This is a genomic window from Paenibacillus sp. QJM3NY_38 (genome assembly GCF_056173265.1).
In genome coordinates, this window is the sequence record NZ_CM149665.1 from 1,125,458 (window position 1) to 1,145,850 (window position 20,393).

20 protein-coding genes are annotated in these 20,393 nt (G+C 49.8%); 13 read left to right on the forward strand and 7 right to left on the reverse strand.

What is annotated here, in order from left to right:
- Positions 1 to 55: 55 nt before the first annotated feature.
- Together AC0VZ8_RS04925 and AC0VZ8_RS04930 are read right to left on the reverse strand one after the other, a co-directional pair.
- Positions 56 to 718, reverse strand: a complete 663-nt coding sequence (locus AC0VZ8_RS04925) for a DUF1129 family protein (RefSeq protein WP_071221522.1) — start codon at positions 716 to 718, stop codon at positions 56 to 58.
- Positions 719 to 720: 2 nt separating this feature from the next.
- Positions 721 to 1,056: a PadR family transcriptional regulator gene (locus tag AC0VZ8_RS04930; protein WP_475486197.1), complete on the reverse strand. Its 336-nt coding sequence runs from the start codon at positions 1,054 to 1,056 to the stop codon at positions 721 to 723.
- Between the two features lie 418 nt (positions 1,057 to 1,474).
- On the opposite strand from AC0VZ8_RS04930, the gene AC0VZ8_RS04935 reads away from it, so the two are divergent.
- The 6 genes from AC0VZ8_RS04935 (at position 1,475) to AC0VZ8_RS04960 (ending at position 7,198) form a co-directional block, all read left to right on the forward strand.
- Positions 1,475 to 1,729, forward strand: a complete 255-nt coding sequence (locus AC0VZ8_RS04935) for a hypothetical protein (protein WP_475486198.1) — start codon at positions 1,475 to 1,477, stop codon at positions 1,727 to 1,729.
- 190 nt (positions 1,730 to 1,919) lie between these two features.
- Entirely contained in the window at positions 1,920 to 2,747 is an 828-nt protein-coding gene (locus tag AC0VZ8_RS04940) for an alpha/beta hydrolase (protein WP_071221519.1), read from the forward strand.
- A gap of 77 nt (positions 2,748 to 2,824) precedes the next feature.
- Entirely contained in the window at positions 2,825 to 3,601 is a 777-nt protein-coding gene (locus AC0VZ8_RS04945) for a DODA-type extradiol aromatic ring-opening family dioxygenase (protein WP_216532955.1), read from the forward strand.
- A 348-nt stretch (positions 3,602 to 3,949) separates the two neighbouring features.
- Positions 3,950 to 4,690 (forward strand): hypothetical protein, encoded by a 741-nt coding sequence (locus AC0VZ8_RS04950; protein ID WP_260069126.1) that lies wholly within the window; start codon positions 3,950 to 3,952, stop codon positions 4,688 to 4,690.
- A 226-nt stretch (positions 4,691 to 4,916) separates the two neighbouring features.
- Positions 4,917 to 5,327, forward strand: a complete 411-nt coding sequence (locus AC0VZ8_RS04955; RefSeq protein WP_071221516.1) for a BlaI/MecI/CopY family transcriptional regulator — start codon at positions 4,917 to 4,919, stop codon at positions 5,325 to 5,327.
- Positions 5,327 to 7,198, forward strand: coding sequence for a M56 family metallopeptidase (locus tag AC0VZ8_RS04960; protein WP_475486199.1), 1,872 nt, complete (start codon positions 5,327 to 5,329; stop codon positions 7,196 to 7,198). Before AC0VZ8_RS04955 ends, AC0VZ8_RS04960 begins: the two co-directional genes overlap by 1 nt.
- A gap of 1,759 nt (positions 7,199 to 8,957) precedes the next feature.
- On the opposite strand, the gene AC0VZ8_RS04965 is transcribed toward AC0VZ8_RS04960, so the two are convergent.
- The 4 genes from AC0VZ8_RS04965 to AC0VZ8_RS04980 form a co-directional block, all read right to left on the reverse strand.
- Positions 8,958 to 9,497, reverse strand: a complete 540-nt coding sequence (locus AC0VZ8_RS04965; RefSeq protein ID WP_216532958.1) for a DoxX family protein — start codon at positions 9,495 to 9,497, stop codon at positions 8,958 to 8,960.
- Positions 9,498 to 10,445: 948 nt separating this feature from the next.
- Positions 10,446 to 10,970, reverse strand: coding sequence for a DoxX family protein (locus AC0VZ8_RS04970; protein ID WP_071221512.1), 525 nt, complete (start codon positions 10,968 to 10,970; stop codon positions 10,446 to 10,448).
- A 260-nt stretch (positions 10,971 to 11,230) separates the two neighbouring features.
- Complete coding sequence (locus AC0VZ8_RS04975) at positions 11,231 to 11,770, reverse strand: DoxX family protein (protein WP_475486200.1); 540 nt, start codon at positions 11,768 to 11,770, stop codon at positions 11,231 to 11,233.
- A gap of 289 nt (positions 11,771 to 12,059) precedes the next feature.
- Positions 12,060 to 12,914, reverse strand: coding sequence for a LysR family transcriptional regulator (locus tag AC0VZ8_RS04980; RefSeq protein ID WP_260065072.1), 855 nt, complete (start codon positions 12,912 to 12,914; stop codon positions 12,060 to 12,062).
- Positions 12,915 to 13,045: 131 nt separating this feature from the next.
- On the opposite strand from AC0VZ8_RS04980, the gene AC0VZ8_RS04985 reads away from it, so the two are divergent.
- From AC0VZ8_RS04985 to AC0VZ8_RS05010, 6 genes are all read left to right on the forward strand, one after another.
- On the forward strand, positions 13,046 to 14,035 hold the full coding sequence (locus AC0VZ8_RS04985; protein ID WP_475486201.1) for a zinc-binding dehydrogenase: 990 nt from the start codon (positions 13,046 to 13,048) through the stop codon (positions 14,033 to 14,035).
- A 383-nt stretch (positions 14,036 to 14,418) separates the two neighbouring features.
- Positions 14,419 to 15,498, forward strand: a complete 1,080-nt coding sequence (locus AC0VZ8_RS04990; protein WP_475486202.1) for a DUF3048 domain-containing protein — start codon at positions 14,419 to 14,421, stop codon at positions 15,496 to 15,498.
- Positions 15,499 to 15,728: 230 nt separating this feature from the next.
- Positions 15,729 to 16,343, forward strand: a complete 615-nt coding sequence (locus tag AC0VZ8_RS04995) for a DUF47 domain-containing protein (protein ID WP_475486203.1) — start codon at positions 15,729 to 15,731, stop codon at positions 16,341 to 16,343.
- A 15-nt stretch (positions 16,344 to 16,358) separates the two neighbouring features.
- Positions 16,359 to 17,348 carry an inorganic phosphate transporter gene (locus tag AC0VZ8_RS05000; RefSeq protein ID WP_071221507.1) on the forward strand — a complete coding sequence of 330 codons (990 nt, stop codon included), beginning with the start codon at positions 16,359 to 16,361 and terminating at the stop codon, positions 17,346 to 17,348.
- A 102-nt stretch (positions 17,349 to 17,450) separates the two neighbouring features.
- Positions 17,451 to 18,407, forward strand: a complete 957-nt coding sequence (corA, locus tag AC0VZ8_RS05005) for a magnesium/cobalt transporter CorA (RefSeq protein WP_071221506.1) — start codon at positions 17,451 to 17,453, stop codon at positions 18,405 to 18,407.
- Between the two features lie 213 nt (positions 18,408 to 18,620).
- A complete protein-coding gene (locus AC0VZ8_RS05010; RefSeq protein ID WP_071221505.1) occupies positions 18,621 to 18,986 on the forward strand; it encodes a YrhK family protein in 366 nt (121 codons plus the stop codon).
- A gap of 215 nt (positions 18,987 to 19,201) precedes the next feature.
- Here AC0VZ8_RS05010 and AC0VZ8_RS05015 read toward each other — a convergent pair whose 3' ends face one another.
- Entirely contained in the window at positions 19,202 to 19,813 is a 612-nt protein-coding gene (locus AC0VZ8_RS05015; RefSeq protein WP_475486204.1) for a hypothetical protein, read from the reverse strand.
- Positions 19,814 to 20,101: 288 nt separating this feature from the next.
- On the opposite strand from AC0VZ8_RS05015, the gene AC0VZ8_RS05020 reads away from it, so the two are divergent.
- Entirely contained in the window at positions 20,102 to 20,392 is a 291-nt protein-coding gene (locus tag AC0VZ8_RS05020) for a YerC/YecD family TrpR-related protein (RefSeq protein WP_053489879.1), read from the forward strand.
- The last annotated feature ends 1 nt before the right edge of the window (position 20,393 follow it).

The following is a 20,393-nucleotide window of genomic DNA, read 5'->3' on the forward strand; positions in this document are numbered from 1 at the left end:
AAAAAATATTAAAGATTTTGTTATGCGCAAGCCGCGAAATCATGACGAGTTTGTATTATTTGCTCGAAAAAAGAAGCTTCGTCCCGGCGATTCCGACCAGGAATATGACGAGACTGATCCATGGCGCAATCGTCAGAACCGGGAGCAGCCGCCCCAGCCACACGCCGGCAACCAGAATCAATACGGTGATGGCGACATAAATCCCCATGTTGCGGACATTAATCTTGCGCTTGTCCTCCTCCGGCTTGAAGGTGTCGCTCTTCATCGATCTTAACAATGCGTGGATCAGCACATAGGAACCGCCTGCTATCAGAATCAGGGTAGAAATACGGACCTGCGTCATGCGTTCAACCGGTCCCCCGGCCCACATCGTGATAAACCCGACCAGCGCTTGGACGAAGAAAAACCAGGTTAAAGCAATCCACGGGATCATGAGATGATATTGGAGACTGCTGAGGCCCTTCATTTTTGGCAGCTGTTCTACCAGCTCTTTGCAGTAGGATTCGGGATCGCTTCCGAATACGTCCTCGGCGCTTTTGCCTTTGGATTGGGCGTCCAGCAGATGCTGGGCGATTTCGAGCAGCAGCTCCTCGCCTTTTTGCTCCTGCACCGAGCTGCTGCGGATATAGACCACCATGTCCTGGTAATAGCTCAGGTTGTTTGGTTTCATGGCATCCTGGAGTCGATTGTTCTCTTTAATCATCTGTTTGGTATTCATGTTCACTGTCCTCCGCGGGTTAGAATGTGGTCCACACTATCTTTAAGCGTTCCCCAATGCCCCTTGAATTGTTGAAGAACCTGTCGGCCTTTGTCGGTTAAATTGTAGTATTTGCGTGGGGGCCCCCCTGCACCGGGCGCAGGCCGAAGTGTCCCTTCGATTAACTGCTCTTTCTGCATGCGAAGCAGCAGGGGATAAATGCTGCCTTCGCTCACAAACGTTAGCCCGCTGTCTTCCAGCAGCGTGCTAAGCTCATAACCGTATACCTCCCGATGCTCCATGAGCGAGAGAATGCAGCCTTCGAGAATGCCTTTTAGCATCTGACTTTGGGTGGTCATGAATAGGATTATCCTCCTTCAAGTATATTGCTATGCAAGGTAGTTGGGCAAATGGAGGCTGGGGCTGCCAATTGGAATGATGAATGACGAGTGAAGAATGAGAATGACAAATGGCGAATGATCGAATGTCGAATGGGCAATAGCTAATGCCGAATAGTCAATAGCCATAGCCATCCATAGCCATAGCCATAGCCATAGCCAATATGCACCTTGAACCCTACAAATACGTCACTGTCGACTACTTTGTTATGCAATATATCATACCAACAACACACTTGCAATGCAAGGTAGCTTGAAAATTCCATGTCGTATTCGTGAACTAGGTATAATTCCGCCGTTCCTATTTCACAATAATAAGCATTCTGAATCTATAGACGACACCCTAATCACTTTAGGGATAAGAAGGAGGAGTTCTCAGGTGAGTGCTAACTTTTTTGACGATGAATTGCATGGGGGAGACGCTGTGCCGGCCAATGGGCAAGAGGTTGTTGCAGGCAGCAGTACAGCGGATGGGAGATTTGGCCAGCCTGAAGGGGGATACGCCTCCGAGGGTGATGAAACAGATCTGTCCGCATCAAGCTTATGGGAGAACGACCCCGTCGGGAAGACCTGGATGAACGATTGGAGCGGGCGCGAAGAGACCCATGCCATGTTTCGCCAGAGCTACGAGTAGGGCTGAGGGTGCGGCGCGAAGCTGGAAGGAACAATTAATTCAGGCGTGAAGAAATATGCCGCGTTTGTCGATCTGCCATGCGTTGACAATCCATAATCACGATGCTAAGATAAGTTTAATTAATTCACATTAAACTTATCGGAATTATTTATATTATGATTACGGCGTGTTATCGCAAGGAGGAATCGGCATGGAGCGGCAAATTACAATTCGGCATAATCAAGAGGAACTTACGGCAACCATCCATTACCCGTTGAAGGAAGCGGCTCAAGGAGGCCGGTGCAATCGGATCCCGCTGGTCATTATCTGCCACGGCTTCGTTGGAAGCCGGATCGGCGTGGACCGGCTGTTTGTCAAAACGGCACGTGCGTTTGCCGAAGACGGGTACATGGTGATCCGGTTCGACTACATCGGATGCGGGGAGAGCTCGGGCAATTATGGCAGCGAGGGTCTCGATTCGATGATTGCCCAGACGCGTTCCGTCCTCGATTATGGACTCAGCTGCACCGATGTCGATCCGACGCGCATCACACTCATCGGGCATAGCTTGGGCGGCGCCGTCGCCCTGCAAACCGCCGTTCGGGATCGGCGGGTGAAGAATCTGATCCTGTGGTCTGCGGTAGGATATCCGTTCAACGATATCGTCAAAATCACCGGTCGCGATGTATACGACACGTCTGTCAAGTCGGGTTCCGCCGATTATTTGGGGTACTCGTTTACCCCGGTCTTTTTCGAATCGCTGGCACAGGGTCAGCCTTTCCAGGAAGCAATCAAGTTTACGGGCAATGTGCTGGTGATACATGGTACCTCGGATGAGGTCATTCCGGTGGATTACGCATTTTTGTACCAAAAAGTGTTCTGGATGCGCCAGGAAGGCCGCTGCGATAAGGAGATTATCTTCCAGGCCGATCACACGTACTCCGCCGGACCACAGCGCGAGCTGCTGCTTCAGCGGACACGGGACTGGTTGAACGAGCAGGAGAACATTCAGCAGGAATGGCAGCACTGGATGATTTAAGGGAGTTATTTGGCATAATGGGCGATTTAACGGTACAATAGAGTTGTCCCTTGATTTTGAAGCTGGAGGTGGCATCGATGACGTTACCTGCTTTATTTATTGCCCATGGTTCGCCGATGATGGCCCTGGAGGACAACGAGTACACCCGCTTCCTTGAGCAGTTGGGGCGGGAGCTGCCTACGCCTAGGGGCATAGCTGTATTTTCTGCCCATTGGGACGATCCGGATCAGCGGCTTACTGAAGACGCCGAGCATGGCACGATGCATGATTTTTACGGATTTCCCGAGGAAATGTACAAGATCACATATCCTGCTCCAGGCAGCTCAGAGCTGGCAGCTCAGATTCGTCAGCGTTTTGAGGCTAACAATCTGCATGCCAAAGCTGTGACCGGCCGTGGTCTGGACCATGGCGTATGGGTCATTCTGCGAAAAATGTACCCCGATGCGAATATTCCCGTGGTGGCCTTGTCCGTGGACTCCAAGCGCTCGCCGCACGAACAATATTCCATCGGTACGATGCTGTCCGATTTGCGTGAAGAAGGCATCCTGATTATCGGGAGCGGCGGTTTGGTGCACAATCTGCGGATGGTGCACGAGAGCGATGAGCCTGATGAATGGGCGGCTGCATTCGATGAATGGATCGCGGAGCAGCTGACGGAATGGAATCTGAATAATCTGTTTGCTTTTGACAAAAAAGCGCCTCATGCCAGCGATGCTGTCCCTTCTTATGGACGGGAGCATTTTGTCCCTTTGTTCTACGCAATGGGTGCTGCCGACAACGGCCGTAAGGCAAAGCGATTGTTTCAATCTTACCAATATGGCAGTTTGAGTCTGAACTGCTGGTCATTCGAATAATGAGATGCCGGGCTTGGTTTACAAGCTCGGCTTTTGTTGTGGGCCGATAAAAATGAGATGTTCAGGCGGGGTGGTGGGATGCACCTTAGCTCGATTGATTTTGCCGGAGAACAAGAACGTAGTGCCATAGATCTTATACACAAGCCCATGCAGTCTGAAATAAGATTGCATGGGCTCTTTTTTCGCCATGATCCGCAGGCGCTGCGGCTCTTTTTTTTGTATTCAACCAAACCCCAAAAAATTTTTCTACACAAACCGTGTTGACATTATTGAACTACAGTCGTAGTATTGTATTGAAACTACATCTGTAGTTTGTAAATAAAAATTATCGGAGAGGAGTATTACCAAATGAAAGCAGCAACGAAAGTAGCAATCGCGACACTAAGCAGCATTTTATTAATGGGTTCTTCCGTAAACCTCGCGGCGAAGGCGCAATCCTACGAAAAAGCCCCAAAAGCTACTGTCAAGAAAGCAGCCGAAACAGCCAAGTCTATCTCTGCAGAGGAAAAAAAGCTTATCGAGGATGAGATCCAGAGAGTGAAGGAGTTGGCCCAAGAGTCGGGTGATATGTACGTTCTGTATCATAAGTACCCAAAATTAAATAGCGGATTTGATATTAGCTATTGGGGAGGGATACATGAATTCACTTCATACGAGGACTACTTGAAAAAAGCCTCAACTCTGAAGGGGTCCATCTTGAAGCAGCCTGCCAACCTGCCAAAGGGATACAAGTTTTTAACAGCGGTCATTGAAGGTCCGACCGAAGGAAAGTTCGTTGATGAAGTAAGGGCCGAAGGCAAGAAGAGCGGAAAGCCCATCTATGTGAAAAAGATCGATTGGAAAGAAGCGGCAACCATCCGTCTTAAATATGCGAGCGGAAAAGACACGCTGGGCTTTTCCAAGTATACGGTAGATTCGAAGGGAAGCAAGAAAAAAGGTTTCTTTGACGATAAGCTGCCGGCGCATGTCTTTCCAAAATACGTTTTTTGGTATGATGGCGGCAAATTCGAATACAGCATTTCAACCTCCTCTTTGGATATGTCCAGGAAACAGAAGGTCGAGATTTTGAAAGCAGCTGTGAAAAAATAACATTTGCGTCAGCTGCAGGACTTGCGGACAGGCCATACAGCTCTGGAAATAGGATGGCATGAGTTCTTTTGCAGATCAACATTCCCACAAGCGGTACAAGTATACTGCATGTAACTAAACCGAGAAAATTTTCTTCACCAAACATGTTGACATTATCAAACTACAATCGTAGCATTAACATAACTACACATGTAGTTTTATTGAATTGACATTGGAGGTTTCATGCATGAATCAAATACCACCGATTACGGATGCAGAACTGGAAATTATGCGCGTATTGTGGGCTAATCCGGACTGTCCTTCCAGCGAGGTTGTAAAGAAAATGACGGATCTGATGGGGTGGAGCCCCAATACAACTCGGACGCTTCTCAGTCGTCTGGTGCAGAAGGAAGCAGCGGGTGCGAAACTGGAAAAGGGTTCAAAGCGCACCCAACTATTTTATCCGATCATCAGCGAGCAGGAGTATCTGCAGTCCGAAACCAAATCCTTCATGAAAAAACTTTATGGGGGAGCTTTAAAGCCGATGCTGGCCAACTTTCTGCAGGATAAAAAACTGAATGCGCAAGAAATCGAGGATCTGAAGGCTTTGTTTGACGAGAACAGCAGCGACGGGGAAACAGAAAAGAGAGAGCCCTGATGAGTCATACATTGCATGAAAATTTATTGTTGTTTTTCGGCTGGGTCATTCGCGGATCGTTCATGGCCGGCATCATGATCGTCCTTGTCCTGATGCTGCAATTTCTACTAAAAAACAAGATTGAAGCCAGATGGAGATACTGGCTTTGGTTTCCTGTGGCCATTCGCTTGCTGCTCCCTTGGGCCCCGGAATCCTCGCTTAGCCTATACAATGTTTTGTCTCTGGAGGCCATAGTGCCCGGCATTCATCAACAAACTCAAGTTTCACCGCTTTGGAAGGAAACGGGGAGAATAAGCTCGGCGATTCATGTTGAGCGCTCTATACACCCGGAAGCAAGCGGAACTTCGGAAGTACCTGCTCCATCCCTTGAATCGGGACCCGTGCAGAACAGCGGTTATTGGTGGAATGGGTTCAAGCAGATAGGCTTCACCAATATACTGATGTCGGTTTGGCTTGCGGGTGTGCTGCTTCTTGCCGTCAAAACGGTATACGACCAGCTTCGATTGAAACAAGCCCTGCGCACGGGCCGAAAAATAGATACGCCTTTTCTATCGGCCGTGTTTCACGAGACGAAACAGCAATTAGGCGTGAAGCAAACCGTGCAGTTTGTAGCCAGTGAGCGAATTCCTGGACCTGCCGTGGTCGGTTTTAACAAACCGGCGATCGTCATTTCGCCCAGTCTGCTCATCACGCTGCAAAAGGATCAACTTCAATATATTCTGGCGCATGAGTTCGCACATATTCAGCGGCGGGACGTCGCAGTGAACTGGTTAATGCATATCATCCTGATCATCCATTGGTTTAATCCGTTATTATGGCTAGCCGTACATAAAGCGAGACAAGACCAGGAGATGGCCTGCGATGCATACGCCTTGAATCGGATGAGCCCGCAGCAAAACAATGCATACGGACAAACGATCATCCATGTGTTGGACCATTTTTCAGGAAACCAACGTCAGCCGGGGCTTGCCGGCCTGTCCGCCACGCATAAACAAATGAAAAGGAGACTTACGATGATTAAACATTTTCACAAAAAATCCTATCGCCTGTCCATTCTGGGGATGGCGATGATTCTCGCGCTAGGCAGCGTGACATTGGTTAATGCTAAGGAAAGCGATGCAGGAAACGTAACGTCAAAGGCTTCCGTGCAGTCGGAACAGGGTGGAGCTGTTGTCAATAACGTGCCGGATATTATCTATCCCAAGGGGGATATTGACCGCGAGCTTTACAAAAAAGAGCTGGAAAAGGCCGAAAAAAAAGCAGAAGCAGCAGCCAAGGCTCTAACTCCAGAGGATAAGAAGTATATCGAAGCTGAGACCAATAGAGTGAAGAAGCTAAGCGAAGAGACAGGCGATATGTATATTCTGTATCATAAATATAAGGATCTTAACAGCGGATTCGACCTAAGTTATTGGGGAGGTATAGAAAAATTCACTGCTTACGAGGACTACTTGAATAGAGCTTCCACGCTGGAGGGTTCTATTCTGAAGCAGCCTGCCAACTTGCCGGAGGGTTATAAGTTTTCCAAAGCGAGAATTGAAGGTCCAACCGAAGGAAAGTTCCTTGATGAAATAAGGGCCGAAGGCAAGGAGAACGGAAAACCCATCTACGCGAAAAAGATAGACTGGAAAGAGGCGGCAACCATTCGTCTTGAATATACGAACGGGAAGGACACACTGGCCATTTCTAAATATACATTGGACCCAGAGGGAAGTAAGAAGAAAGGGTTCTTTGAGGATGATTTCCCGGCGCATGTCTATCCAAAATACGTGTTTTGGCATGAAGGTGGCTTTGAATACAGCATTTCAACCACATGGGATATGTCCAGGGAACAGAAGATCGATATTCTGAAAGCAGCGGTGCAGAAATAATATTTTGAGCAAGCTTTGGTCTTGGGTAAGCCCATGCAGTCCTGGAAGTAGGATTGCATGGGCTATTTTATACAACCGCTAAGGGAATGGTATGTCAAACGAGTTACGGCCTGGCCGTAACGGACCTCAGATCCGCTATTTTGGCTATCGGCACGGTATTGCAGGAGTTACCGGACACAGAGCCCGATAAGTTGCCGATCAGTGACTTGGTCAGTCCTTAGGCCCAGCAGTATCGGACCACAGATCCGCTATTTTGGCAATACGCTCGCTTTTGATGGGGTTATCGGACACACGATCCGTTAAGGAGCGGATAATCGGCAAAATGAGGACCTTATTTGGTGAATAACGGATCTGTGGTCCGTTCGTGTTAAAAAAAGGGTGCTTTTGGACAAAATAAGGTCCGCTGAGTCCGCTGAAATCGTAAGTGACTAGGCAGTGCCCGTATGGACTACACTCGAACTTATGTACGACGCTAGAACGTAAGTACAACGCTCGAACGTGAGTACGACGCTTTCGGACCTCAGATCGGCTATTTTCGCTAACGGCACGGTATTGCAGGAGTTACCGGACACAGAGCCCGATAAGTTGCATATCAGTGACTTGGTCAGTCCTTAGGCCCAGCAGTATCGGACCTCAGATCCGCTATTTTGGCTATTGGCACAGTATTGCAAGATTTATCGGACACACGATCCGTTATGTAGTGGATAATCCGTAAAATGATGACCTTATTTGGTGAATAACGGATCTGTGGTCCGTTCGTGTTAAAGAAAGGGTGCTTTTGGTCAAAATAAGGTCCGCTGAGTCCGCTAATATCGTAGTGACTAGGCAGCGCCTGTATAACTACGCTCGAACGTGAGTACGACGCTCGAACGTAAGTATGACGCTCTTGGACCTCAGATCCGCTATTTTCGCAATATGCTCGCTTTTGATGGGGTTATCGGACACACGATCCGTTAAGTAGCGGATAATCGGCAAAATGAGGAACTCATTTGGTGAATAACGGATCTGTGGTCCGTTCGTGTTAAAAAAGGGTGCTTTTAGTTAAAATAAGGTCCGCTGAGTCCGCTAAAATTGTAAGTGACTAGGCAGTGCCCGTATGGACTACACTCGAACGTAAGTACGACACTCGAACGTAAGTATGACGCTCTTGGACCTCAGATCGGCTATTTTCGCTAACGGCACGGTATTGCAGGAGTTACCGGACACAGAGCCCGATAAGTTGCCGATCAGTGACTTGGTCAGTCCTTAGGCCCAGCAGTATCGGACCACAGATCCGCTATTTTCGCAATATGCTCGCTTTTGAAGGGTTTATCGGACACACGATCCGTTAAGTAGCGGATAATCGGCAAAATGAGGACCTCATTAGGTGAATAACGGATCTGTGGTCCGTTCGTGTTAAAAAAAGGGTTCTTTTGGACAAAATAAGGTCCGCTGAGTCCGCTAAAATAGTAAGTGACTAGGCAGTGCCCGTATGAACTACGCTCGAACTTATGTACGACGCTAGAAGGTAAGTACAACGCTCAGATGTATGGCACTCAAATGTATCACAAAAAGTTCAATGTATGACAGTGCTCAATGTAAGACAAAGTTCAATGTATCACAAAGCTCAAATGTATCACAAAGCTCAAATGTATGACGGTGCCCGACCCATATGCCAGAACTCCAACGTATACCCCAACAAAAACAGCCCGGCTTGATTGCTCAAGTCGGGCTGTGTAATCAATAGGTTAGTTTTTTTGGTTGTAGATGCTTACCATGTTTATGCCGTTTGTTTTTTGAAAGGTGTGTGCGTGGTGCCATCGCCTTTAGTTGTTCTGTGCGTCATTTTGTTCCACAGGCCGCGGAGGTAAGGGAGAACCCAATGGTCGAGGCCGATTTTACCGGCGTTGGCAGCAGCGACGATGATCAGCACTTCAAGCAGTAACATCTGGGCGTTGGTGCTCACCGTACCCGAGAAGAGGAATGCGGCGTTCATCACAAGTCCCATCAGAGCGGCGAAGGTAGTGAAGGTACCGAGGATCAGCCCGACCCCTACGAGGAACTCACCGAGCGGGATGATGAAGTTGAAGAGCTTCACTCCCGGCAGTGCCGCATGCTCCAGAAACGCCGCCCACCAGCCTTGGACTGCGGGGTGATCGCCGGCCGCTTTGGCAATCGCGCCTTGCAGGAAGCCGCCTGCTTCAAATCCGCCCGTCAATTTACCCCAACCTGCTGTCATCCACTCATAACCGATGTAGACCCGGATGAAGGTCAGCAGCCACATTGCCAATTTGTTTGTTCTCAGCCAGTTGTTAAACATATAAACCACTCCTTAAAAGTATCATTTCTTTTTTATGAAAGCTTCCTGCCAATTCGCGGATGTGCTGAAGTTCTATGATGTTGTTCTTTAGGAAGATGATCATCTCTTTCATGTCTTTATTATAAGTGAAATAAATCACAATATATGTGATTAAAATCACATTCGTGATAAAAATCATAAAAAACTTTTAATTTGTGAGTTCGCAGGGGGAAGTGACAGATGATAAGCGAGAGGGCGAACAGGTGCAATATATAGAGGAGACGTAGGAGAAACACGGGACAGTGAGGGGAAGATACGCACTAGGATATGTGGTGGTAAAGCATGGTATCTGGAGCATTTGGGGGAGTAGGTTAATAGATTAGATGGTAGTAAGCGAGTAATTAGTAAGTAATGTGGTGTTAAGCATGGTGTCAGAAGTATTGCGGGAGTAAGTTAAATGGGTAGTAAGCAGGTAGTTAGTAAGTAATATGAGTGACAATATTCTGTGCAGACGTGCAGAGTGAGTAAGCAAGAATGGCCAGCAAGGAATAAATAAAGCCAGTAAGTACAAAGCCTGCAAAGAAAATCCAGCAAGCTGTAAGCAGTATGCGCAAAGCAGTACCTAGTACCTGGTGCGATGTAGATAAAGATGCAACGCATTGGGAGATAGCATAGCGCTAGCACCGCTGGGTTCGGTGTGAAATCGTTATTTGGGGCAAAATGGTTATATGACACGGATGACCGGTACCGGTGGCATCGGTCACCCGTTGGTTTATAAAGGTAAATCAAGCTGTAAGAGGTCGGAGAGAGGAGAAGCATCAATCATTCATTTTTAGACATGACGTAAGTGTCGGTCTCAACTGAGGATCTGAGGGTCAGCAGCCCATTCATATTACTGGGGAATAAAGCGATCTGCTTGATTTTATTCTGTGATTATACTGTCCCTAATCTCCCACATTCCTTGTAAGATCAGACCGCCTGATTCTGCAGAGAGGAGGGGTCACTGCTGATTTTTGCTTTGCGCGTGAATTTATCTTGGAGGTAGGGCATGAGCCAGCGGTCGATCCCGATCTTTCCGCTGTTGGCGGCCGAGAGGATGATCAGGAATTCGAGCAGCAGGAGCTGACCGTTGATGCTGATGGCACCGGAAAAGAGATATGCAGCATTCATCACGAGCCCCATCAGCGCTGCGAACACAGTGAATGTGCCGAGGATGAGGCCAAGTCCGACGAGGAATTCGCCCAGTGGAACGATGACGTTGAACCATTTGACGCCGGGCAGCGCGGCATGCTTCAGGAATACGGCCCACCAATCCTGAACCGCAGGGTGCTCACCCGTGGATTTGGCGATGGCCCCTTGCATAAATCCGGTCGCATCGAAGCCTCCCGTTAGCTTGCCCCAGCCTGCCGTCAGCCATTTATACCCGACGTACACCCGAATGACCGTCAGCAGCCACATTGCGATTTTGCTTGATTGCAACCATTGAATAAACATCAGCACCACTCCTCCAATGAATAATCATTCTCTTTTTTGTTTTCAGATTTTCGCGAATTTGAAAATTGTAATCACGACGGAAGCCGAAAAAACAGCAACGATCTATATAATGTCGCATCATAACAAATTATTCATATTTGCAAAAATCTGTATTTAAATACAGTATTCGCATAGGCTGCGATTTGGCATAGGTTCTTGGCACGAAAAAAAGACGATGGAGAACCGAAATTCTCCAACGTCTTTTTATGGTTGTTATAAGGTTAAGCCGTGCGCTTTTTCAGATGAGTTGTCGGTGCTTTGGGTTCATGATCACGGTGGGTCATTTTATTCCACAGGCCGCGAAGGTAAGGGAGAACCCAATGGTCAAGACCGATTTTACCGGCGTTGGCCGCAGCGACGATGATCAGCACTTCAAGCAGCAGCATTTGGGCGTTGGTGCTCACGGTGCCCGAGAAGAGGAACGCGGCGTTCATGACCAGTCCCATCAGGGCAGCGAAGGTGGTGAAGGTACCGAGAATGAGTCCGAGACCTACCAGGAACTCACCGAGCGGGATGATGAAGTTGAAGAGCTTCACGCCCGGCAATGCCGCATGCTCCAGGAATGCTGCCCACCAGCCTTGGACGGCGGGGTGATCGCCGGTTGCATTGGCAATCGCGCCTTGGAGGAACCCACCAGCGTCAAATCCGCCGCCTGTCAATTTGCCCCAACCTGCTGTCAGCCATTCATAACCGATATAGACCCGGATGAAGGTCAGCAGCCACATTGCAACTTTGTTCGTTCTCAGCCAATTGTTAAACATATAAACCACTCCTTAAATGGGTTTTGATTTTTGGGTTAACGGGTTACAACGTTGTTTCTGATGCGATGTTGTCGATTCTTGCTGCCTTGGGAAGTGATCACCTTCTCTATGTCTTTATTATAAGTGAAAATATTCACATTATACGTGATAAATATCACAAAGTTGTGAACGTTCAATCGAATCCTCCCATTGACTAGATTACTCAATCGTTTTTTGTTTTCAGGAGTGCAGGGATTCTCACGCTGTGGTCATTCGATCCGATGTGCCCGCTTTGAGGGTCAAACTTCAATCATTTTTGATTCTCCGGCTCCAGAAAAGCTCGAAGGGCGCTGCTCAGCGGCACGTCGCGGTGATAGATAAAATACACCACGACCTCGCGGTAGGACTCCGGCAGTGTCATGGCTGCAATGTTTTTCTCGTTGGAAAGCGAAACGGCATTGGACCTCGGGAGAAGCGCTACGCCGAGACCCGAAGCAACCCCGCCTAACACGGCTTCGAGCGAACCGAACTCTATGATTTGCGGATGTTGAACGCCAGCTTCGGCCAGCAGGCGCTCCACTCTGGATCGGTGAGTGCAGCCTGTCGACAAAATAAGCATGGGCTTCTGCAGCTGCTCCTGCTGGCTTGCCGCTCCGGCTTCGGAGATGAGCACCAGTTCCTCATTATACGAAGGGACCTGTTTCAGCAGAGGATGCGTCAAAGGTCCGTACACGAAAGCGCCGTCCAGTTCGCGGTCCAGCACTTGTTGCATCAGCACGCTGGAGTTGCCCGTGGTGAGGGACAGGCTGACCTCGGGGTGACGGGCATAATAGTCGGCCAGGCGTCCTGGCAGATATGCAGCGGCGGTGGATTCAATCGCACCGATTCGTAGCGGTCCCCGCGGCGTATCCTCTGCCTGTACGGATTTCTCCGCTTCATCTAGCAAATTTAAAATTTGACGCGTGTATCCAAGCAGGCGCTCGCCGGCCGGGGTCAGTTCCATCCCTCGATTGCTTCGGATAAACAGGGCCGTCTGGAGCCTGTCCTCCAGCTGGCGGATCCGGCCCGTGACGTTGGAGGGAACATACTGCAGGCGTTGGGCCGCCCGCGTAATGCTGCCTTCCTCCGCTACTGCGCGGAATATCCGTAAATCTCCGCTTTCCATTAGTCTCACCTTCCTGACTTCATTCTGACTGAATGCTATATTCATTACTACTCATTTTACATGCTCCGAGGCGAACTATACAATTGAACCTAACATGGCCTACACAAGCCGGAAGAAGGGGAGAGATTCATGTGAAAGCAGCCATTCATCGCGGCCGGAGCGGTCTGGACGGACTTCGGGTCGGCAATATGGAACCGAAACAACCGGGTCCCGGTGAGATCCGGGTCCGTTTAAAGACGGCCGGACTCAATCACCGCGATCTGTTTCTGATGAAGGGACGTCATGCGGCGGATGCTCCGCTCATTCTGGGCTCAGACGGAGCAGGCATCATTGATGCCGTGGGTGAAGGAGTGGGGGGTCTGACGGTCGGCACGGAAGTCATCATCCATCCGACGATCGGTTGGGATAACACCGAAGAGGTCCCCGTGGTGCCGCAGATCCTGGGCGGACCCACGGACGGTACGTTTGCTGAAATGGTCGTCATTCCAGCGGACAATGTCTTCAGAAAGCCGACATACCTGACATGGGAGGAAGCGGGAGTACTGTCTTTATCTGCGCTAACGGCCTACCGTGCGCTGTTTACGAGGGCGCATATCAAGCCTGGCGAGCATGTGCTTATACCAGGTATAGGAGGCGGGGTTGCAACCTACGCCATGCTCATGGCCCAGACTGCGGGGGCTGTCGTCAGCGTCACTTCCCGAAGCCAAGCCAAGCTCGAAGAAGCGCGGCGCTATTCTGTGTATAGGGCTTTTTTGAGCAGCGGGGATTGGAACGAAGAGCTGCAAGGGGAGAAGGTGGACGTGATTCTGGATAGTATCGGTCCGGCTACCTTTCCCCAATACTTGGAAGTGATCAAGCCGAATGGGCGGATCGTCAGCTTTGGGGCCAGCTCCGGCGATGCGGTCGAGGTTCCGCTGAGAGCTTTATTTTTTCCGCAGCTGTCCTGGATCGGTACGTCGATGGGGAGCCGCGAGGAGTTCGGAGAGATGCTTCGGTTCATGGAGGAGCACACCATTGCGCCCCTGATCGACCGGATGTACCCGCTGGATGAGATTCTGGATGCGTTCCGGCGGATGACGGCGGGCGAGCAGTTTGGCAATATTGGTTTGCGGATCGGATGACAATCGGCATCTCGTTTCCCTTCGGAAACTTCTGCGGCTAAAATAAATTCATGGAAGCAGGAAGTCTCTTAAAGGCATACACACTATACGTATGCCTTCTAAGAGACTTTTTTATGTCACAAACCGGGTCGTTAAGAACCTCATCATGGTTTGAGTTGGAACTGCTGCCAAGGTTATTCATGAAAGGATTGTATCCCTTCTATATACAGACAAAGCACGGATTTTGTGATTAAATGTAAACTAAAGTTGATTGTTGGTTGGAAATTTTGGGGAAATAGGTTGGAAATTTAGGGTAATAAGTAATGGGAGCGTTCATAGGGGGAAACCATATGTTTAGCAAAGGGTCTTTGTCTTTCCAAAAATTCGCCTGGAGGACAAGCTTAATGTCGATGGCGACAGTTCTTATGCTGTCGGGCTGCGGCGGCGATAAGCAGCAGGCGGAGCCTGCTCCGGCACCGGTGGTGGAGGCTCCGATCGAGCAGCCGGTCGAAGCGCCTCAAGAGGAAACGTCCTCTCCATATAAGGCACCGCTGACAGGATTGCCGTTAGAAGCGTCTCTGACGCAGCGGCCGCTGGCCGTTATGATCAATAACGCACCGGCGGCAAGGCCGCAGTCGGGTCTGGGACAAGCGGATATGGTATATGAAGTGCTGGCGGAGGGAGGGATCACGCGACTGATCGGCATTTTCCAAAGCCAGAGCGGCATTGAGAAGATCGGGCCGATTCGCAGCATTCGTCCTTATCTCATCAATCTTGGCGAGAGCTACGGCGGCGTTCTGGTCCACGCGGGCGGCAGCCCTGAAGCTTATAGCATCATCCAGAAGCAAGGCAAGCAGGATATGGACGAGATCGGAAATGCCGGCTCCTTCTTCTGGAGAGACAAGGAACGCAAAGCGCCGCATAATCTGTATTCCAGCGACGAGAAGCTTCGTGAAGGAGCGGCCAAGCTTAACTATGGCAATGACGTGAAGGTGCCGCAATATTCGTTCTATTCGGAGCCGACGGCTGCAAGCGGCGAAGGTGCAGAAGGAACGGCGCCTGTGGAGGTTATTTCCGGTGAACCCGGAGAGAAGGTAGAAATCAAATTTTTACTAGACAGTTATGTGGTGGCTTATCAGTATGACGGTTCGTCCAATACGTACAAACGGTGGGTCAATGGATCGCCGCATGTGGATCTTAACGATAATGTCCAGCTTGAAGCCGCGAATGTCATCGTGCTGGGGGCGGATCATAAGGTGCTGGATGATGTGGGCCGGCTTGCCGTGAATGTGGAAGCGGGCGGGAAAGCGATGCTGTTCCAGCGCGGAGAGGCCATCGAGGGGCAGTGGGTACGCGCAGCGGGCGATGCGATCCGTTTTGTGAAGGACGGCAAGGAAGTGCCGTTGGTGCCGGGAACGACGTATTTCAATATTGTGCCGAATTCGCCTTCTTTTGAAAGCCATGTGACCATTACGAATCCTTGATGTGTAAGAGGTGGATGTTGGATGCATATCGGGATAATTTGCACGCAGACGGAGATGTTAATAGGCAAGGGAAATGAAGCGATATCCATGCATCTTCTATTTTGTTAGTTCCTTACATTTTTGAGTGTTACTTTTCTATACACACCCTGCCATGGATGTGATAAGATAGTCAAGGTTGTCTATCTTATAAGGGCGTTCGCGGCAATTTATCGAAAAAAGGGGTTAAGAGTATGAAATTGAAGAAGAAGGATATATTCTTCCAAACGTTGGAGAATATGGCCGATACGGTGGTACAAGCCGCAGATTATTTTTCGCAGCACGTTTCCAATCTTCAAGAAGTGCTTGAATTTGCCAATGAAATGAAAAAATACGAGTCCCAGTGTGATACCTATACACATACCATCATCACTGAGCTCAACAAAACGTTTATCACGCCAATCGAACGCGACGATATTATGGACCTGACAACCAGCATGGACGATGTGATGGACGGATTGGAAGCAACGGCATCCCGTTTCTATATGTACAATTTGGGGAAACCTGACGAGTACATGGTACAGTTTGCCGAAATTTTGCGTCAATCGGCTTACGAAATTCAGAAGGCCATTCATTTGCTCTCTCAGAAAAAACTTCTGGCTATTCGTGAGTACACGATCCGCTTGAACGATCTGGAGAACCAAGGCGACGAGCTGCTGCGCATCTGTATCAAGGATCTGTTCGCCACCGTCTCTGACCCGATTCTGCTGATCAAGAAAAAAGAGATTTACGAACGTCTTGAAACGACCACGGACACCTGCGAAGACGTGGCAAATATGCTGGAATCCATCATTATGCGCAACTCGTAAGGGAGTCTTTGAACAATGGATACAACGATGTTAGTATTAGTAATTGTTGTTTTTTTGGCGCTTGCATTTGACTTCATCAACGGGTTTCACGATACGGCGAATGCTATCGCAACGTCGGTTTCGACCCGGGCCCTGAAGCCGCGGGTAGCCATACTGCTTGCAGCGAGCATGAACTTCGTCGGCGCGATGATGTTCACGGGCGTTGCCAAAACCATCGGCGGCAGCGTCGCGGATCCGACCAAGCTGGATAACGGGATCGAGGTAGTTATTGCAACATTGCTTGCAGCCATCATCTGGAACCTGGTTACCTGGTGGTTCGGATTGCCATCATCCTCTTCCCATGCTCTAATCGGGGCATTGGCCGGTGCGGTATTTGTCGGCGCGGGAAGCGACATGCTGAATTATGGCGGATTTAAGGATATCGTATTAGCGCTGATTCTGTCGCCTATCCTTGCGTTTGTGATCGGTTATGTGGTTATGCAGCTGCTGAAGTTCATCTTTGCCAAGCGCAGTCCGCATACGGTGAATAAAGGCTTCCGTACGATGCAGATCTTTACGGCAGCACTGCAATCCTTCACGCACGGTACCAACGATGCACAGAAGGCGATGGGGATTATCACCTTTGCTCTGGTTACTTCCGGTCAATTGACTGAGATGGAAGTTCCGCTCTGGGTTAAAATTTCGGCAGCGACAGCGATGGCACTCGGTACGTCGGTAGGCGGCTGGAAGATCATCAAAACCATGGGTACGAAAATTTTCAAAATCGAGCCGATCAACGGCTTCGCAGCGGATTTCTCGGCTGCATCCGTCATCTTCTCGGCTACGCTGCTTCACTTGCCAATCAGTACGACGCATGCCATTACGTCGGCGATTCTCGGCGTAGGCTCAGCGAAACGCTTCTCCGCTGTGAAATGGTCCCTTGCAGGACGCATCGTAGTGACCTGGTTTATTACGATTCCGATTACGGCCGTACTGGCAGGAGTCATCTTTAAAATTCTTTTCTAAAAACGTAATTACACATAGATCATGGATAGTTGTGGGGCCAATCAGGAATCGATTGGCTTTTTTTATTGAACGAAACCGAAGGTGCTGGAAGGAGAGCTTATCATGATTCGCACGTTAGCCATTACCCCAAGCTATGAAGCGGTAATCGGGCTTCCACTCGAAGAGATTCGAATGGAGGACTATATCTGGATCTGGGTCGATTTCAGTGAGCCGACGCCGGAGGAGGCGCGGATGCTGGATAGCTATTTTCATTTTCATCCGCTGGCGGTGGAGGACTGCATGCACATCCTGCAGCGGCCGAAGCTGGATTATTACGAACAGATGCAGTTCTTAGTCTTACATGCCCTACAGCCGGATACGCTGGGTGTCGTCGAGGTGGATCTGTTTCTGGCACCTTCGTATATTGTCTCATTTCACGAGAAAGCCATGCGCGAAATGGATGAAGCTTGGGACCGCGTGCTCTCGGTCGCCGGTAAGGGACCGCTGGGTCAAGATGGCCCGAGCTTCACGGCCTATACGATCATGGATAAGCTGGTGGATCAGTACTTTCCAAGCCTGTTTGCCATCGAGGATGAGCTGGCCGAGCTGGAAAGCCATGGGGAAAAGGATTCGGTCGAGGATCTTATGAATCAGGTGTTCGCGCTTCGTTCCAGACTGCTTCGCCTGCGGAGGACGGTCGTGCCGATGAGGGATCTGCTGTACCGGATCGTGAACTCGCAGCATTTGCAGCATCACGCGCACCATGCTTATTTTTCCGACATTTATGACCATCTGCTGAAGCTGGCGGACATGATCGAAGCCGACCGCGAGATGACGGCGGACCTTCGGGACAGCTACATATCGGTGAATTCGAACCGGATGAACACCATCATGAAGACACTGACGGTCATCACGACCATCTTCATGCCGCTTACCTTGATTGCCGGGATTTACGGGATGAATTTCGAGAACATGCCGGAGCTGGAGTGGCATTATGGATACTTCTTCGTGCTCCTTCTCATGTTCGTGCTTGGCGGGGGCATGGTGTTGTGGTTTATGCGCAGAGGCTGGTTTAAATAGAGAGGTTCATTGTTGAGTATAGGTTAACGTGAAAAATGGTGATGCGATTCGTAAGGTAGAGGATGCCAGCCGGGAGTATCTGTCGGCCCAAGTCCCTGCCATTCGGTTACCTAAAATGTGGTAAGGTTGTCCTGCATCATAAGGCGAATGCTAAATCGCTGTCGTTTCTTGTTCCTCCGTAAGGGGTAAAGGCTTGCAGAGGAGGGACTGCATATGAAACTCAGGCTCAGACCACATCCCAAGAAGCGTTCATCGCATCAACCAGATGAGCCTTTGCGTTCCCGGCTGCTGCGCCGGATGCTTCGCTTGGCTTGGAAACGAAAACGAAAGCTCGCCGTGACGAACCGCTATGAGGTGGGCATGGTCATCAGCGAGATTGCGACCGGCCTGTTGTTCATCACTGGCAGCATACTCATGTTCTATCCCCATATGAAACGGATCCCGACCGTGCTGTATCTGATGGGCAGCATCATGATGCTGCTGCGTTCCGGTCTGCGCGGATCCTATTGGTTTCGGTTAAAATCACTCGAAAGCGCCGAGAATAAAGAAGCCGGTCCCGAAGGGGACTGGACGCGCTGATGAGGATATCATAGGTTGATAAAAGGATATGGCTCCAGTCTTGGGTAACCGACTGGAGCCAACTGCATGATGTATGATGTTTCGGATGATTCCGCCTATGGTGAGTTTTAGGGACTTATCTGCTAAACCCATCGAGGCACATATCCTTTGATGATCAGAGGCTGCCGTGTTTTGTGAAACGCACGGTAGGTTTAAAGTTTACCCATTTACATAGGTCAACGACGACGTTTTTTGCCAGAGCCGGATGTTCTGCGCGAGCCAGAGCGGCGCCGGCTTCCCGAGGAACGGCGTCTTCGCGGTTTATATTCGTAGCCGTCTTCATTCTGGTCCGTAAATGCGCTTGGAGAGGATCCGCTGCCGCCTCCGCCTTTCTTCTTGCCGAGAGCGCCTGCAAGCAGAGAAACCATAGGCGCAAGCTGCTGGAAGCCCTGCATGACCTTTTGTACCTTGCCAATGTTGTTGACGATGCCGTCGATGCCCCCCATCCGATCGATGAGGCCCTTGATGTCGCTCATATTGTTGACCCCGAGCCCGCCGAGGAGCTTGCCTAATCCGCCTCCACCGCCGCTGCCGCCTCCTCCGCCAAGGAGACCTGCCAGACCGCTGCCGCCGGAATTCGTGGATGGAGCCAGAGCCGAAGCTGAAGCTTCCATGTCGGTTACGCCGTCGGTATATGGATATAACGCGGTTTCACCCACTTCCGGATAATCGGTGTATGGCGTGATGCCAGGGTATGGCGATGGCGTCTGCGGCAGTGATTCATATTCATTGAGGGAGCGCTGGTTATTAGTGGGTCGGCGGTGATAATAGTGAGAATGACGCGTCATGATATCACTTTCCTTTTTGAGTTAAGATACTATACTGTATGATACGGGCGGGCGATGGGTTTAGGCGGATGTCCCGATTTTCGGGATAGGAGCGGAATCGGGCGGTAGCCCAGGAAGATTTTGGCGAGTGCTGGGGCGGTGAAATGTGAGCGTATATAAGGGATGCTGCCTCTGGGTGATGGTTGTCCTGTAGTGCGTGAAATCGTTAATGCTTGAAAATACTAGTTCCGCTCGGGTACAATGGGAGTGCGAGTGTTATACACAGTAACAATAGGGGATGATCATCCAGTGCAATTAAAGAAGCTAAATGATAAAAGCATCGATCAATTATTCGAAGCGATATTAACCCTGGGCAGTGTGGAAGAGTGCTATGTATTCTTCGATGATCTCTGCACCGTTAACGAAATTCAGTCCTTGTCGCAGCGGCTGGAAGTGGCGCGCATGCTGGGCAAGGGATGCACATACAACCAGATTGAAGCAGAAACGGGAGCCAGCACCGCAACGATTTCGCGCGTGAAGCGTTGCCTGAACTACGGCAATGACGGTTATAAAATGACGCTGGAGCGTTTAGGACGTTAAA

Excerpts from the sequence above, each read along its gene's own strand:
- AC0VZ8_RS04930 (WP_475486197.1), bottom strand. The coding sequence starts at position 1,056 with ATGACCACCCAAAGTCAGATGCTAAAAGGCATTCTCGAAGGCTGCATT.
- AC0VZ8_RS04990 (WP_475486202.1), top strand. The coding sequence starts at position 14,419 with ATGTCGATGGCGACAGTTCTTATGCTGTCGGGCTGCGGCGGCGATAAG.
- AC0VZ8_RS04955 (WP_071221516.1), top strand. The coding sequence starts at position 4,917 with ATGAATCAAATACCACCGATTACGGATGCAGAACTGGAAATTATGCGC.
- AC0VZ8_RS04945 (WP_216532955.1), top strand. The coding sequence starts at position 2,825 with ATGACGTTACCTGCTTTATTTATTGCCCATGGTTCGCCGATGATGGCC.
- AC0VZ8_RS05010 (WP_071221505.1), top strand. The coding sequence starts at position 18,621 with ATGAAACTCAGGCTCAGACCACATCCCAAGAAGCGTTCATCGCATCAA.
- AC0VZ8_RS05015 (WP_475486204.1), bottom strand. The coding sequence starts at position 19,813 with ATGACGCGTCATTCTCACTATTATCACCGCCGACCCACTAATAACCAG.
- AC0VZ8_RS04970 (WP_071221512.1), bottom strand. The coding sequence starts at position 10,970 with ATGTTTATTCAATGGTTGCAATCAAGCAAAATCGCAATGTGGCTGCTG.
- corA (WP_071221506.1), top strand. The coding sequence starts at position 17,451 with ATGATTCGCACGTTAGCCATTACCCCAAGCTATGAAGCGGTAATCGGG.
- AC0VZ8_RS04965 (WP_216532958.1), bottom strand. The coding sequence starts at position 9,497 with ATGTTTAACAACTGGCTGAGAACAAACAAATTGGCAATGTGGCTGCTG.
- AC0VZ8_RS04960 (WP_475486199.1), top strand. The coding sequence starts at position 5,327 with ATGAGTCATACATTGCATGAAAATTTATTGTTGTTTTTCGGCTGGGTC.
- AC0VZ8_RS04980 (WP_260065072.1), bottom strand. The coding sequence starts at position 12,914 with ATGGAAAGCGGAGATTTACGGATATTCCGCGCAGTAGCGGAGGAAGGC.
- AC0VZ8_RS04925 (WP_071221522.1), bottom strand. The coding sequence starts at position 718 with ATGAATACCAAACAGATGATTAAAGAGAACAATCGACTCCAGGATGCC.
- AC0VZ8_RS04975 (WP_475486200.1), bottom strand. The coding sequence starts at position 11,770 with ATGTTTAACAATTGGCTGAGAACGAACAAAGTTGCAATGTGGCTGCTG.
- AC0VZ8_RS04995 (WP_475486203.1), top strand. The coding sequence starts at position 15,729 with ATGAAATTGAAGAAGAAGGATATATTCTTCCAAACGTTGGAGAATATG.
- AC0VZ8_RS04950 (WP_260069126.1), top strand. The coding sequence starts at position 3,950 with ATGAAAGCAGCAACGAAAGTAGCAATCGCGACACTAAGCAGCATTTTA.
- AC0VZ8_RS04940 (WP_071221519.1), top strand. The coding sequence starts at position 1,920 with ATGGAGCGGCAAATTACAATTCGGCATAATCAAGAGGAACTTACGGCA.
- AC0VZ8_RS05000 (WP_071221507.1), top strand. The coding sequence starts at position 16,359 with ATGGATACAACGATGTTAGTATTAGTAATTGTTGTTTTTTTGGCGCTT.